Source organism: Pseudomonas sp. EA_65y_Pfl2_P74 (assembly GCF_963970575.1).
GTDB lineage: Bacteria > Pseudomonadota > Gammaproteobacteria > Pseudomonadales > Pseudomonadaceae > Aquipseudomonas > Aquipseudomonas baetica_A.
Genome location: NZ_CAXAOQ010000035.1, coordinates 1 through 14,832, shown reverse-complemented (window position 1 = coordinate 14,832; position 14,832 = coordinate 1). Strand labels below are relative to the sequence as shown.

Annotated in this window: 15 protein-coding genes; 9 read left to right on the top strand and 6 right to left on the bottom strand. The window is 57.6% G+C overall.

Annotated features, from left to right (window positions below; all coding sequences use genetic code 11):
- Positions 1–12: 12 nt before the first annotated feature.
- Positions 13–1,395, top strand: a complete 1,383-nt coding sequence (cysS, locus tag AACY18_RS23960) for a cysteine--tRNA ligase (protein WP_339466299.1) — start codon at positions 13–15, stop codon at positions 1,393–1,395.
- A 129-nt stretch (positions 1,396–1,524) separates the two neighbouring features.
- Here cysS and AACY18_RS23955 read toward each other — a convergent pair whose 3' ends face one another.
- Entirely contained in the window at positions 1,525–3,360 is a 1,836-nt protein-coding gene (locus AACY18_RS23955; RefSeq protein ID WP_339466297.1) for a sigma-54-dependent Fis family transcriptional regulator, read from the bottom strand.
- 374 nt (positions 3,361–3,734) lie between these two features.
- On the opposite strand from AACY18_RS23955, the gene AACY18_RS23950 reads away from it, so the two are divergent.
- From AACY18_RS23950 to AACY18_RS23920, 7 genes are all read left to right on the top strand, one after another.
- Positions 3,735–4,829 carry an ABC transporter ATP-binding protein gene (locus tag AACY18_RS23950; protein ID WP_339432005.1) on the top strand — a complete coding sequence of 365 codons (1,095 nt, stop codon included), beginning with the start codon at positions 3,735–3,737 and terminating at the stop codon, positions 4,827–4,829.
- Complete coding sequence (locus AACY18_RS23945; RefSeq protein WP_339432006.1) at positions 4,829–5,944, top strand: ABC transporter ATP-binding protein; 1,116 nt, start codon at positions 4,829–4,831, stop codon at positions 5,942–5,944. Before AACY18_RS23950 ends, AACY18_RS23945 begins: the two co-directional genes overlap by 1 nt.
- The gene (locus AACY18_RS23940) at positions 5,941–6,807 is read left to right on the top strand and encodes a carbohydrate ABC transporter permease (RefSeq protein WP_339432007.1); all 867 of its coding nucleotides are present in this window, start codon (positions 5,941–5,943) and stop codon (positions 6,805–6,807) included. Before AACY18_RS23945 ends, AACY18_RS23940 begins: the two co-directional genes overlap by 4 nt.
- A 9-nt stretch (positions 6,808–6,816) precedes the next feature.
- Positions 6,817–7,617: a carbohydrate ABC transporter permease gene (locus AACY18_RS23935; protein ID WP_123450806.1), complete on the top strand. Its 801-nt coding sequence runs from the start codon at positions 6,817–6,819 to the stop codon at positions 7,615–7,617.
- 10 nt (positions 7,618–7,627) lie between these two features.
- On the top strand, positions 7,628–7,900 hold the full coding sequence (locus AACY18_RS23930) for a DUF2160 domain-containing protein (RefSeq protein WP_221730403.1): 273 nt from the start codon (positions 7,628–7,630) through the stop codon (positions 7,898–7,900).
- Between the two features lie 48 nt (positions 7,901–7,948).
- Positions 7,949–9,691, top strand: a complete 1,743-nt coding sequence (locus tag AACY18_RS23925) for an ABC transporter substrate-binding protein (RefSeq protein WP_339432009.1) — start codon at positions 7,949–7,951, stop codon at positions 9,689–9,691.
- A gap of 511 nt (positions 9,692–10,202) precedes the next feature.
- The gene (locus tag AACY18_RS23920; RefSeq protein ID WP_339432010.1) at positions 10,203–10,583 is read left to right on the top strand and encodes a DUF6124 family protein; all 381 of its coding nucleotides are present in this window, start codon (positions 10,203–10,205) and stop codon (positions 10,581–10,583) included.
- 70 nt (positions 10,584–10,653) lie between these two features.
- Here the strand turns inward: AACY18_RS23920 and AACY18_RS23915 are convergent, their stop codons facing one another.
- The 4 genes from AACY18_RS23915 to AACY18_RS23900 all read right to left on the bottom strand — a co-directional run bounded on the left by AACY18_RS23915 (position 10,654) and on the right by AACY18_RS23900 (position 13,794).
- Complete coding sequence (locus AACY18_RS23915; protein ID WP_339432011.1) at positions 10,654–11,436, bottom strand: hypothetical protein; 783 nt, start codon at positions 11,434–11,436, stop codon at positions 10,654–10,656.
- A 202-nt stretch (positions 11,437–11,638) separates the two neighbouring features.
- Positions 11,639–12,964, bottom strand: coding sequence for an OprD family porin (locus AACY18_RS23910; RefSeq protein WP_339432012.1), 1,326 nt, complete (start codon positions 12,962–12,964; stop codon positions 11,639–11,641).
- A gap of 175 nt (positions 12,965–13,139) precedes the next feature.
- The gene (locus tag AACY18_RS23905) at positions 13,140–13,454 is read right to left on the bottom strand and encodes a helix-turn-helix domain-containing protein (RefSeq protein ID WP_339432013.1); all 315 of its coding nucleotides are present in this window, start codon (positions 13,452–13,454) and stop codon (positions 13,140–13,142) included.
- Complete coding sequence (locus tag AACY18_RS23900; RefSeq protein ID WP_339432014.1) at positions 13,444–13,794, bottom strand: toxin; 351 nt, start codon at positions 13,792–13,794, stop codon at positions 13,444–13,446. Before AACY18_RS23900 ends, AACY18_RS23905 begins: the two co-directional genes overlap by 11 nt.
- 369 nt (positions 13,795–14,163) lie before the next feature.
- Here AACY18_RS23900 and AACY18_RS23895 point away from each other — a divergent pair, with 369 nt between their 5' ends.
- Complete coding sequence (locus tag AACY18_RS23895) at positions 14,164–14,628, top strand: GNAT family N-acetyltransferase (RefSeq protein WP_339466295.1); 465 nt, start codon at positions 14,164–14,166, stop codon at positions 14,626–14,628.
- Here AACY18_RS23895 and AACY18_RS23890 read toward each other — a convergent pair.
- A partial coding sequence (locus AACY18_RS23890; RefSeq protein WP_339466293.1) for a hypothetical protein occupies positions 14,615–14,832 on the bottom strand: 218 nt, incomplete at its 5' end. The two genes, AACY18_RS23895 and AACY18_RS23890, sit on opposite strands and share 14 nt — an antisense overlap.

Genomic DNA, 14,832 nt, shown 5'->3' with positions numbered 1-14,832 from the left:
AAGGGATTTAACGTGCTAACGATCTACAACACGCTCACCAAGAGCAAAGAAGTCTTCAAGCCGCTCGATGGCAACAATGTGCGCATGTACGTCTGCGGGATGACCGTGTACGACTACTGCCACCTGGGCCATGGCCGCAGCATGGTCGCGTTCGACCTGGTGACCCGCTGGTTGCGGTTCAGCGGTTACAACCTGACTTACGTGCGCAACATCACCGACATCGACGACAAGATCATCAACCGCGCCAACGAGAACGGTGAATCGTTCGAAGCGTTGACCGAGCGCATGATTGCCGCGATGCACGAAGACGAAGCGCGCCTGAACATCAAGAAGCCTGACATGGAGCCGCGTGCCACGGATCACATTCCGGGCATGCACGCGATGATCCAGACCCTGATCGACAAGGGCTACGCCTACGCCCCGGGCAATGGCGACGTGTACTACCGCGTCGGCAAGTTCATGGGCTACGGCAAGCTGTCGCGCAAGAAGATCGAAGACCTGCGCATCGGTGCGCGGATCGAGGTCGACGAAGCGAAGGAAGATCCGCTGGACTTCGTGCTGTGGAAAGGCGTCAAACCGGGCGAGCCAAGCTGGGAATCGCCGTGGGGCGCCGGGCGTCCGGGCTGGCACATCGAGTGCTCGGTGATGTCCACCTGCTGCCTCGGTGAGACGTTCGATATTCATGGCGGCGGCAGCGATCTTGAGTTCCCGCACCACGAAAACGAAATCGCCCAGAGCGAAGCGGCCACTGGCAAGACCTACGCCAACGCGTGGATGCATTGCGGCATGATTCGCATCAATGGCGAGAAGATGTCCAAGTCCTTGAACAACTTCTTCACCATTCGCGACGTGCTCGACAAGTACCACCCGGAAGTCGTGCGTTACCTGCTGGTGTCGAGCCACTACCGCAGCGCGATCAACTACTCGGAAGACAACCTCAAGGACGCCAAAGGCGCACTCGAGCGTTTCTACCACGCGTTGAAAGGCCTGCCGAACGTGGCGCCGGCCGGCGGCGAAGCGTTCGTTGAACGTTTCACCGCGGTGATGAACGACGACTTCGGCACGCCGGAAGCCTGCGCCGTGCTGTTCGAGATGGTGCGTGAGATCAACCGACTGCGCGAGAGCGATCTCGATGCCGCGGCCGGTTTAGCGGCCCGTCTGAAAGAACTGGCCAGCGTGCTGGGTGTGTTGCAACTCGAGGCCGACGACTTCCTGCAGGCTGGCGCCGAAGGGCGTGTCGATGCGGCTGAAGTCGACGCGCTGATTGCTGCACGTCTGGCGGCGCGGGCGGGTAAGGACTGGGCCGAATCCGACCGCATCCGCGACCAGCTCACCGCCATGGGCGTGGTGCTGGAAGACGGCAAGGGTGGCACGACCTGGCGTTTGGCTGACTGATTGGCTGATCCGCTAAAAACAAAACCCGCCTTGTGCGGGTTTTTGTTTTTGGGTTATCTCAGGAATCTACAGGGACAGGGCTGAAGTCATTGCAGGCTCGCCAGCGATGAGACCCGCCCAGACATCTTGTCATTCAGCCTGACGCAACCGTTTGTAAAGGGTATTGCGGCTCACACCCAGTCGTCGCGCCAAGTGCGAAATATTTCCCCCCGCCGCCTGCAGCTCCCGGTTTAACGCTTCAACATCATTCAAATCCAGCCCCAATGGCTGCACGCGCTCAACCGGCTCCATGTCCAGATCGACAAAAAAATCATCCGGCAAATGCTCCGGCCGCACGGGTTGCTCTTCAGCCATGGCCAGCGCCACCTGCATCACGCTGCTGACCTGACGCAGATTGCCTGGCCACGGATGCTTATCGAACAGTTCCAGCACTTCGCGGCTCAGCCCCGCCCATTGCGTCGGTTCACGATGCTGTTCCCACAGTCGTTTGAATAACGCCTCTTTGTCACTGCGCTCTCTCAATGGCGGCAACTCCAGGGTCAGCCCGCCGATGCGGTAATACAAATCCTCGCGAAACCGCCCCAGTTGCACCTGCTCCCGTAGCGAGCGGTTGGTCGCCGAGATGATCCGCAGATCCACCGGAAACAACTCGCTGCTACCCACCGGTTGCACACAGCGCTCCTGCAACACCCGCAGCAACCGCGCCTGGGTCGGCAGCGGCATGTCGCCGATTTCATCAAGGAACAGCGTGCCTTTGTCAGCCTTGCGGATCAGGCCGATGCTGCCTTTCTGGTTGGCGCCGGTGAACGCGCCTTTCTCGTAGCCGAACAACTCGGACTCCACCAATTCGGCGGGGATCGCCGCGCAGTTGACGGCGATGAAAGCCTGTTTGCTGCGCGAGCTGGCTTGGTGCAGGGCTTTGACGAACACCTCTTTGCCAACCCCGGTTTCGCCGTGGATCAGCAGCGGAATGTCTTTTTCCAGCAAACGCTCGGCCTGGCGCACGGCTTTTTCCACGCGACTGTCGCCCAGGTGCAGTGTGTTGAGGCTGATCGCGGTTGGCGCGGCGGCTTTGGGTTCAGACGTAAACACTCGCGCCTCGATGGGCGCCTGTTGTGGCCGCTTCAACAAACACTGGAAACGGTTACTCCCGCAGGTCTGCAAGGCAAACGGCAAACCGTCCGGCTGGTTGATCAACTCGAGTAACGACACCTTGAACAGGCTCTCAACACTGACCCGCGACAAGCGCACACCCAAGAGATTGTCGGCCCGGCGATTGGCCGACAGCACCTGACCGCTCTCATCGAAAATCAACAAGCCGGCCCACTGACTGTCGAGGTTGTTCAACCCGGTGTTGAAGGTCAGTTGAAAGTGCTGGCCATGGAACAGGTTGAGGATCAGCCGGTTTTCCACGGTCTGGCTCATCATCTTGACCATGCCCAAGGTGTGTGAGGGTGGCAGATAGCTGTCGCTGGACACGTCAAGCACCGCGATGACCTTGCGCTCGGCGTCGAAAATCGGCGCGGCGGAACCGGTCATGAAGCGGTTGGCTTTCAGAAAATGTTCATCGTGTTCGATGTGTACCGCTTGCTCGCAGGCCAGCGCAGTGCCGATGGCGTTGGTGCCGCTGCAGCGCTCCATCCAGCTCGCCCCGGCCTGAAAGCCTCGGGCCAGATTCGGGGCGATAAACCGTTGCGTACCCCACGAGGTCAGCACCTGGCCCTGGTTGTCGGCGAGCATGATCAGGCAATTGGAATTGCTCAGGATGTTCTCGTAGTAGGGCAACACTTCCTGATGGGTGGTTTGCACCAGCGAATGATGGCGGTCGAGCAGGTGCGCAATACCCGAGGCGGGTAATTGATCGAACGCCGGAGCGCTTTGATGATCCAGACCAAACGCCCGACAACGTTGCCAGGAGCTCTGGACGAGCGCGTCGTGGGACAGCGGCGGGGCAGGTGCGACCATGGCAGTCAGCCTCAGATGCAGCGATTTTTATTGTTGTTATGAACCCAAATCCTGAAACAGCACAGCTCAAAACGGTGGGAGCGGGCTTGCTCGCGAATGCGGTGGATCAGTCAATGAATCAGTTGAATGACACACCGCATTCGCGCTCCCACATTGGGATCTTCAGCGGTCATGAGATTGGGCAAAAGCATCCATAGAGTGTTGTTCACTATTGTTCATTGTCAATCGCCAAACTGTTCAAATGTGTTCAGCAATGAACGCCGTTTCCCGGCGTTTTCAAGGATTTTCACGACAAATCAACAACTTGCCATTTCTGGCACGAATGTCGCTCTACTGCACAGGTCGCTTGACTCCAATAATAAAAAGGCCGAGCCATGTCACTCACCCTGGAGCACGTCTGCCGCACCGTCGAGGGCCAGAACTGGATCGACGATGCGTGCCTGAAATTCGAACCCGGATCCTTCAACGTTTTGCTCGGCCGCACGCTGTCTGGCAAAACCAGTCTCATGCGTCTGATGGCCGGTCTGGACAAGCCCGACAGCGGCCGCATCCTGATGAACGGCGTCGATGTCACCCATCGCCCGGTGCGTCTGCGCAATGTGTCGATGGTTTATCAGCAATTCATCAACTACCCGACCATGACCGTGTTCGAGAACATCGCCTCGCCGCTGCGTCAGGCTGGCGTCTCGAAAGAGATCATCCACAGCAAGGTGCAGGAAACCGCAAAGATGCTGCGCATCGAGAAGTTTCTGCAGCGCTATCCGCTGGAACTCTCCGGCGGGCAGCAGCAACGCACCGCCATGGCCCGGGCGCTGGTCAAGGATGCCGAACTGATCCTGTTCGACGAGCCGCTGGTCAATCTCGACTACAAACTGCGCGAAGAACTGCGTCAGGAAATGCGCGAGTTGTTCAAGCAGCGCCATACCATCGCCATTTACGCCACCACCGAGCCTAACGAAGCGCTGGCGCTGGGCGGCACCACGACGATTCTTCACGAGGGGCGGGTGATCCAGAGCGGCCCGTCGACCTCGGTGTATCACCAGCCGCAAACCGTGCTGGCCGCCGAGTTGTTCTCCGAGCCGCCGATCAACCTGATGCCGGGGCGCATCGCCGGTAACGAAGTGAGTTTTGCCAACTTCGTACACTTCCCGTTAAACGTTGATCTGCGTTCGGTGGGCGAAGGTGAGTTCCGCTTCGGCGTGCGCCCCAGCCACATCTCGCTGGTGCCGAGCAACGATGACGATCTGGAATTGGCCGTCACGGTGGAAGTCGCCGAGATCAGCGGTTCGGAAACCTTCCTGCATGTGCGCAACGAGCATTTCCTGCTGGTGCTGCACCTGTCCGGCGTTCACGAATACGACGTCGACGAGCCGATCCGCATTTATATCCCGACCCACAAACTGTTTGTTTTCGATGCGCAGGGCCGCCTGGTGCAAGCACCGGGGCGGCGTGTCGCGAGGGTTGCCTGATGGCCGAAATCCGTTTGCAACACCTCGCCCACAGCTACAGTAAAACCCCCGGCGGTGCAGAGGATTATGCGATCCGCGAGATGGATCACGTTTGGGAGCAGGGTGGCGCCTATGCGCTGCTTGGCCCGTCCGGTTGCGGCAAATCGACGTTGCTCAACATCATTTCCGGCCTGCTCAGCCCCTCGCAAGGGCATGTGTTATTCGACGGCAAAGCGGTCAACGACCTGACCCCGGAGAAGCGCAACATCGCTCAGGTTTTCCAGTTTCCGGTGGTCTACGACACCATGACCGTGTTCGACAACCTGGCGTTTCCCCTGCGCAATCAGGGCATGGCCGAGGCGAAAGTGCACAGCAAGGTGCAGGAAATTGCCGAAGTCCTCGACCTGCAAGAGCTGCTGAGCAAAAAGGCGCGCAACCTCACCGCCGACGAAAAACAGAAAGTCTCGATGGGGCGGGGCCTGGTGCGTGACGACGTGTCGGCGATTCTCTTTGATGAACCGCTGACAGTGATCGATCCGCACCTGAAGTGGAAACTGCGACGCAAGCTCAAGCAGATCCACGAGCAGTTCAACATCACCATGGTCTACGTGACCCACGATCAACTCGAAGCCTCGACCTTCGCCGACAAAATCGCGGTGATGTACGGCGGCCAGATCGTCCAGTTCGGCACGCCACGGGAGTTGTTCGAGCGGCCGAGCCACACCTTTGTCGGCTACTTCATCGGCAGCCCCGGCATGAATCTGATCGACGTGCAGCCGCAACCGGGCGGGGTCGGTTTCGGCTCGACGCACCTGCCGCTGTCTGACGCCTTGCAGCGTCATATCGAACACGGTCAGTGGAAAAATCTGAAGGTCGGTATCCGTCCCGAGTTCATTCATGTCTGGGATGAGCCGTTTGACGACGCGATGCAGGCACACGTCGTACACGTCGAAGACCTCGGCACCTACAAGATCATGACCCTCGATCTCGACGGCGTGGCGTTGAAAGTGCGCCTGGCGGAAGACAAACCGGTGCCGCAGGGCAAGGCGTACATCAGTTTTCCGGCGCAGTGGCTGATGGTCTATGCCGATGAATTCCTGCTGCCAGCCACTGAAGACAATGAGGTGCAGCCATGAACAAGGTGCAGAACAACAAGGCCTGGTGGCTGGTGTTGCCGGTGTTTTTGCTGGTGGCGTTCAGTGCGGTCGTCCCGATGATGACCGTGGTCAACTACTCGGTGCAGGACATCTTCGACCAATCCAGCCGCTACTTCGTCGGCACTGAGTGGTATCGGCAGGTGCTGCTGGATCCGCGTCTGCATGATTCGCTGCTGCGCCAGTTCATCTATTCGGCGTGCGTGTTGCTGATTGAAATCCCGCTGGGCATTGCGATTGCCCTGACCATGCCGACCAAGGGCCGCTGGTCGTCGCTGGTGCTGATTATTCTGGCGATTCCGCTGCTGATCCCGTGGAACGTGGTGGGCACGATCTGGCAGATTTTTGGCCGCGCCGACATCGGCTTGCTCGGGTCGAGTCTCAACGCGATGGGCATCAGCTACAACTATGCGGCCAACACCATGGACGCCTGGGTGACGGTGCTGGTGATGGACGTCTGGCACTGGACTTCGCTGGTGGCGCTGCTGTGTTTCTCCGGATTGCGCGCCATTCCCGATGTGTATTACCAGGCGGCGCGCATCGATCGGGCGTCCGCCTGGGCAGTGTTCCGTCACATTCAGTTGCCCAAGCTAAAGAGCGTGCTGTTGATCGCGGTGATGTTGCGTTTCATGGACAGTTTCATGATCTACACCGAGCCGTTTGTGCTCACCGGGGGCGGGCCGGGTAACGCCACGACCTTCTTGAGTCAGACGCTGACGCAAATGGCCGTAGGCCAATTCGACCTGGGGCCGGCAGCGGCTTTCTCGCTGGTGTACTTCCTGATCATCCTGTTGGTGTCCTGGCTGTTCTACACCGCCATGACGCACTCCGACGCCAACCGCTGAGGCCCGGCCATGAGCAAAAGAAAGCTGATCCCGTTGCTGGTCTACATCCTGTTCCTGCTGGTGCCGATCTACTGGCTGCTGAACATGTCGTTCAAGAGCAACACCGAAATCCTCGGCGGTCTGACACTTTTCCCACAGGACTTCACGCTGGCGAACTACAAGGTGATCTTCACCGATCCGAGCTGGTACAGCGGGTACATCAACTCGCTGTACTACGTGAGCCTGAACACGGTGATTTCCCTGAGCGTGGCACTGCCGGCGGCGTATGCGTTTTCACGCTACCGCTTCCTGGGCGACAAGCACCTGTTCTTCTGGCTGCTGACCAACCGCATGGCCCCACCGGCCGTGTTCCTGCTGCCGTTCTTTCAGTTGTATTCGTCGATTGGCCTGTTCGACACGCACATTGCCGTGGCCTTGGCGCACTGCCTGTTTAACGTGCCACTGGCGGTGTGGATTCTCGAAGGCTTCATGTCCGGCGTGCCGAAGGAAATCGACGAAACCGCCTACATTGATGGCTACAGTTTCCCCAAGTTCTTCGTGAAGATTTTCATCCCGTTGATCGGTTCCGGCATCGGCGTCACGGCGTTTTTCTGCTTCATGTTTTCCTGGGTCGAGCTGTTGCTGGCGCGCACGTTGACCTCGGTCAACGCCAAGCCGATTGCGGCGGTGATGACCCGCACGGTATCGGCCTCGGGGATCGATTGGGGCGTGCTGGCGGCGGCGGGGGTGTTGACCATTTTGCCGGGCATGCTGGTGATCTGGTTTGTTCGCAACCATGTGGCCAAGGGCTTTGCCCTCGGCCGGGTCTGAGGAACTGATGATGGAATGGATGAGTTGGACCACCCCCACCGCGGCATTCTTTATCGTCATAGGCTTGCTCCTGGTGGGCATGACGACGTGGGAGCTGCGTTCGCCGAGCGTCCTGCGGCGAGGTTTTCTGCCGATTGCCACCACCCGTGGCGATCGCTTGTTTATCGGTCTTCTCGGCAGCGCCTACCTGCATTTGCTGGTCATCGGCGCCACCGACTGGAGCATCTGGGTGGCGTCCGCGTTGTCCCTGGTGTGGCTGTTGGCTGTGATGCGTTGGGGCTAGTCGAGTCGCTCGACAACCGTGCTCCGAAATCCTAAACAGGAGGTCTCTATGTTCGACAAAAACAATAAGCTGCGACATAGCATTTCATTGGCAGCCTTGCTGGCACTCAGCGGTTTGAGCGCGTCGGCCTGGGCCGATGCCTACGAGGACGCTGCGAAAAAGTGGATCGGCAACGAATTCAAACCGTCGACCCTGACGGCCGATCAGCAACTCGAAGAACTGAAGTGGTTCATCAAGGCTGCCGAGCCGTTTCGCGGGATGGAAATCAAGGTGGTTTCGGAAACCCTGACCACCCATGAATACGAGTCCAAGGTGCTGGCCAAGGCCTTCAGCGAAATCACCGGGATCAAGCTCACCCACGACTTGCTGCAAGAAGGCGACGTGGTGGAAAAAATGCAGACGGTGATGCAGTCCGACAAGAATATCTACGACGGCTGGGTCAACGACTCGGACCTGATCGGCACGCACTTTCGTTACGGCAAGACCGAATCGATCACCGACCTGATGGCCAACGAAGGCAAGAACTTCACCTCGCCGACCCTCGACATCAAGGACTTCATCGGCATTTCGTTCACCACCGCGCCGGACGGCAAGATTTATCAACTGCCCGACCAGCAGTTCGCCAACCTGTACTGGTTCCGCGCTGACTGGTTTGAACGCGCGGACCTGAAAGCCAGGTTCAAGGAAAAGTACGGCTACGAATTGGGCGTACCGGTGAACTGGTCAGCCTATGAAGACATCGCCAAATTCTTCAGCGAAGACGTCAAGGAAATCGACGGCAAACGTGTTTACGGGCACATGGACTACGGCAAGAAAGACCCGTCGCTGGGCTGGCGCTTCACCGATGCCTGGTTCTCCATGGCGGGCGGCGGCGACAAGGGCTTGCCTAACGGTTTGCCGGTGGACGAGTGGGGCATTCGTGTCGAGGATTGCCACCCGGTCGGTTCCAGCGTGACCCGAGGCGGCGACACCAACGGCCCGGCGGCAGTGTTTGCCACGACCAAATACGTCGATTGGCTCAAGGCGTACGCGCCACCGGAAGCAGCGGGCATGACGTTCTCCGAGTCCGGCCCGGTGCCGTCGCAAGGCAACATCGCTCAGCAGATTTTCTGGTACACCGCCTTCACCGCCGACATGACCAAACCGGGCCTGCCGGTGGTCAATGACGACGGCACGCCGAAATGGCGGATGGCGCCATCGCCGCGCGGGCCGTATTGGGAGGAGGGCATGAAGCTTGGTTATCAGGACGTGGGTTCGTGGACGTTCATGAAATCCACGCCGGAGAAACAGAAACTCGCGGCGTGGTTGTACGCGCAGTTCGTGACTTCGAAAACCGTATCGCTGAAGAAAACCATCGTCGGTTTGACGCCGATTCGCGAGTCGGACATCAACTCGCAGGCCATGACCGATCTGGCGCCGAAACTCGGTGGTCTGGTCGAGTTCTACCGCAGCCCGGCCCGCGTGCAATGGACCCCGACCGGGACCAACGTGCCGGACTATCCGCGTCTGGCGCAATTGTGGTGGAGCCACATCGCCGAAGCGGCCAGCGGCGAGAAGACCCCGCAGCAAGCGCTGGATGGTTTGGCCAAGGATCAGGACGCGATCATGTCGCGTCTGGAACGCTCCAAGGCCCAAGCCACGTGCGCACCGAAAATGAACCCGGAACGCGACGCGCAATACTGGTTCGATCAACCGGGCGCGCCGAAACCGAAACTGGCGAACGAGAAGCCGAAGGGCGAGACCGTGAGCTACAACGAACTGCTGAAATCCTGGGCAGATGCGCGTAAATAAAAGCTGATGTGTGAAGGGCAAACGGCACCGCAAGGTGCCGTTTTCAGTTGTGCCAGAACCACCGCCATCGAGCGCCCACAGGTTTCGCGTTGATCCAATAGAGCGGCGACGCATTACGAATAGGTAATGTCCTCGCCCAAGTCATTGCCTTCACAACAGTCCTGGCGCGGCTGAGTATTTCGATTCGGGATGTTTAAAGGTTTTCCGAAAATACAGAACCTTCCCACAATGTTTTCAGGTTGTCCGTCGGACGTCGGCTCTCTAGGCTGTGAGCGTCGCTGCCAAATCAGCGATCGGGATTGGAACCCCGGAGAACGTATCAACGCCAAAGCGTCTTTCATGACGTATGCTTGCCCACCTTCATGGTGTGCAGTCTGTTATGGCGGCTGTACGCGGGAGACTTTCGAGTCTGCCGGGTTTCTCCGTTCCCCGGGTTCCAACCTGCGTACAGCTGCCACCCCTTCGCGTGGAACCGAATGGATCAGCTTCAACGTTCAGAAGGAGAAACAACATGAAAAAGCCAACACCCAATCCCCCGGAAACAACCGTTCCAGCGCACGCCCATACAACGTCCCCCTACGCGGGCGAAGACACCCGCAAACTCCACGAAGCCGCCGACCGCGCCCTCGACTTCTACCTCAAACCCACGGCCGCCATCATGGCCACGCCCTATGTCCAGAACCAGATGTTCCTGGTCAACCCCACCGCCGACACCGAATCCCTGCTGGCCAACGCCAGCGAGTCCCTGTCCTCGGCCAGCGTCATGCTCGGTGACTTCGCCGCGCTGCTCGAAGGCACGCACCGCAAGACGTTGCTCGGTATCGCCCAAGTCGTCATGCTTGGTGAACTGGCGGTGAACAGAGCATTGGATAACGTCGACCCTGCTGGCTGATCCGATCTGTCCAGGCAGGCAGAAAAAACGCGGCGCTAGTCAGGGCCGCGTTTTATTCAAAGGTTGACGCTCAGGCAAAGACGCCAAAGATCATCGCGGCACAGTAAACCGCGACAAAACCCGGAACAGAGTAGCCAAACATCCGGGCGGGAATAATGACCCAACGCCGCAGAGGCAGCGGAAAGCGGTCAATCTCGGGTATGACCTCGGGATCACTTGCCTGCAGATAGCCGTAGTCCAGACAGAGAATGTTCGAAATGTGGTACAGGCGGCAGGAGCGACCATAAACGCTGTCTCCCAATACCCGCTGATTGCGAGCGACGAAGTAGGACTCTTTCAGAAAAGACTCGATGGCTGCCAGTTTGAAAAAACTGACGTATGTCCGCACGAGCAGTGCCAACACTGCCACAACAACACAGGCGATCAATGCGGCCACGTACAGCCGCTTCAAATCGCTCGTCGGTGTGGAGAGCATCATGCATAACCGCTCGAAACCCAGCCAGAGTAAAAGTAGGCAGGCGCCCATGAAAGCGATTCGCCGGATGCTTCGCGGCACCGCCCCCCATTTTTTCAGATGTACTGGAAAGCGTTCGGCCTCCATGACCGTCGGGCGTTCCAGCATCAGTGGGTAGGTGACAAGGCCGGTGAGTGCGCCGATCTGCCTTACTCTCTTCATTCGCCCCAATGGGCCATTGCCCAAACGCTTGCGATCAGTGGCTACAAATTGAGAGGCGATGAAGTGGTGTTCCATCTGATCGAGCCGCCAGTAGGCGGCAAACAGCGTTATTGCCTCGCCGAGAAAAACCAGCAGCAGGACAGTTCCCCATGCAGAGAGGTAAATGAGGTCAGTCACAATTAATCCTTGCTGTTGATCCACCTGACTCCGATTCAGGTGCAGGGCGCGTCGGTACGCCACTCTTTACCTGATAGTTTTCAGGGCTACAACCTCAGGTACACACCAGATATAAAAAAGGCGCCCCAAAGGACGCCAAAAAATTCACCTCTTTCTAAAGGAGCAAGGAGCTTCTAAAGGTGAATGCGCATTGCTCGTGAACTCAGAGAATCGCCAACGGATACTCGACAATCACCCGCACTTCATCCAGATCCGACTCGAACGCCGTGGCGCGGGTGGTGGCCTGGCGCAAGCGCAGTGACATGTCCTTCAATGAACCACTCTGCACCACGTATTTGACTTCTATATCGCGCTCCCAACGCTTCTGATCCGTCAGCGGATTGCCCTCGGCATCGCGGCGCATGTACGCGGCGTTGGCATTGGAATAATCGGCGTCAGTGTCGCGCGCATAACGGGTCATGAATGACAAACCGGGCACGCCATAGGTGGTCATGTCGAGGTCATAACGCACCATCCACGAACGTTCCTTCGGCGAGTTGAAGTCGCTGTACTGGATGGAGTTGTCGAGGAAGATCGAGTCGGACTGGCGCAGGTAATCGAAATCGTCGTTGCCGTTGTTGCGCTGGTGGGAGAGGGCGACGGAGTGCGCGCCGAGTTTCACACCGACACGGCCGCTCCAGATGTTGTTGTCGAACTCGCCGAGCAGTTGTTTGCCTTCGTCGACAGCCTTGTAGTAATTCAAACCACCAAACAGCGACAAGTCATCCGACAGCGGATACGTCCACGCAGTGCCAGCGTAGTACTGATTCCAGGCATCCTTGAGACGACTGGAGTACAGACTGAAACTGAGATTTTTGTTCAGCACGTAATCGCCGCCGCCATAAGCAATCCACGGCGAATTGACCGGGCCGGCATAGAAGGTTGCGAAGTTCTCGCGCATGTCGCTGGACACCGGTTGGCTCATCGCGTGCAGTCGACCACCCTGAACCGACAGACCTTCAATACTGGTGTTGGTCGCCGTCACGCCGCGAAAGCTTTCTGGCAGCAGACGCGAGTCACCGGCCGCCACTACCGGGTTGGCCAGGAATACATCACCGACCCTGACCACCGTATCAAATGCCCGCACTTTCGCCGCGCCACCGACCTTGGTGTATTCGTCCCGGGCCTCGCCTTCACTGTTGACCGGCAACACATCAAACGAACTGCGCCCACCGTTGTGGCCGTCACCGGTGTCGAGTTTCAAACCGATCATGGCAAACGCATCAACACCGACCCCGACGGTGCCTTGTGTGAAGCCGGATTCGAACTTGCTGATCACCACATGCGACCAGGCTTCGGAATAACCGTTGCCGGTCGGGCTGGACTGGCCGTTGCGGTGCTCACGATTGAAATAGAAATTACGGTTGAGCACCGTCAGGCTGCTGCCTTCGATAAAGCCTTCGGCTTTTTCTTCTGCAAACACCATGGACGGCCCGGAGCCAACCACCACCGCTAAAGCGGCCATCGACATTTTTGTATTGTTAACCATCAAACACTCCTTGGGTTCGGCAGAACGGGAACGTGCTTCGGAGTGGGTTTTATTGTTCGACGGGCAAGCGCCCGCCGGCATGGTCGCGGGGTGACATCGTTGCAAGCTGCGGATAACGCCAAGGTGATGGGGGAATTACAATTTCGTCATGTGGATGGGGCGAAGGCCTTGGATATCAGGTCAGGGCTGCGAGTTGTTCGATTGTCTGCGGAAAACGCTGGACCAGACGGATCAGGGTCGTGGCCTGAGCATTAGGCGTTGCTCGTCCTTGCTCCCAGTTTTCGAGCGTTCGCGTGTTGGTGCGTAGATACATCGCGAATACTGACCGAGAAAGATTAAGTTGCTGACGGATGGCTACCACTTCCTCCGCAGTGATTGGCATCAGTTTTGGCAACTGAACCTTGTGGGTACGCAAGGTGATTTTGCCTTGGCGTTCATCGGCCAGTGCTTCGAGTCCATCCATCAGTTCGGAAAAAATGTCACGTTTCATAGTGGCTTCTCGCGTTGAGTTCTCTATCCAGTGTTTTTCTGAAAAGTTTTTTATGGGCAGGCGTCAGATCGTCCTGCTCGTTTTTGTTATAGACGGTAAAGAGCCAGAACTGATCGAAGCCTGACCACCAGTAGTAAATCACTCGTAATCCGCTGCGTTTTCCTTTCCCTCTTCGTTGGTCGCCAAAGCGAATTTTACGAAGCCCGCCTGTGTCCTCGATAAGATCGCCCACTTCCGGATTTTTCAGCAACTCCAGTTGAAAGCTGCGAAACAGATCGTCATCCAGATAGTCGTCTCGGTGCTTCTGAAACACAGGTAATTCGATAAATAGAGCATCCATGTTCTGTACGTTACCTACGTATAGTGTTGTCTCGAAAATCGAATCGGTCAAGGCTTCCTAGCCTTGCTTTTCGTCCCTTTTTCAACGGTAGACGCCGGTCGTAAAAACACCTGTAGGACGAATCGACCAGCGTGGTAAGAACGTTCAATTGAGTAGCGAAGAGACTTCGCAATTGACGTGTCGGAACAATCCACAGCACTATCGCCCCATGAATACCCAAAATCGAATGACCATGATGTGCGCCTCCATGACCGCTTCCGGCGGGCCATAAGGTCATACGTTTTTGTCATTTGACGTGTACCCGAAGCCCCGCCAGAAATGGACGGGGCTTTTTCATTTCCTGCCTGCACATGGCTCATGGAGAGAGAGATGTTTGAGATCAGAAGAGCCACCGCGAATGACGCCCAAACTGCATTCGACATACGACGCTTGGCGATCAGGCATCAATGCGTCGGTGCCTACACCGAGCAGCAAATGCACGACTGGACCAGGGGCTCGGCTGAGGTCGGTTACGACACGCTCATGGAAAAGTACTTCTATCTGGGCTGGGTTGAGGGCAAGCCCGTGGCCACCGGAATGCTTGATTTGGAGCACCGTGAAATCGGTGCAATCTTCATTCATCCGGATTTCATGCAGCGCGGACTGGGCAAACAGGTTCTGCACTTTCTCGAAGATCTGGCGAGGGCGCTGGGGCTGACAGAGGTCTGCCTGGACGCGACATTGAACGCTGCCGATTTTTACCGGCGCTGCGGTTACATGGGGGAGGGGAGTGCGATTTATCAATCGCCTTCGGGCCTGCAACTGGCGTGCGTGCCGATGGTTAAGAAACTGTAATGTGATTGTGGCGAGGGAGCTTGCTCCCTCGCCACAGGTTATTTTTTGCTACATGAATGCTGTAAACAAAAACGGCACCCGAACAGACTGTGTGAAAACACACTGATGAAGGCCCAACAAAACGCCCCGACTTGTTCGGGGCGTTTGTTTTTGTGCGGGCAACAGACGAAAAAAGGCCTTTCAGCCCATTAGCGCCATCAACTG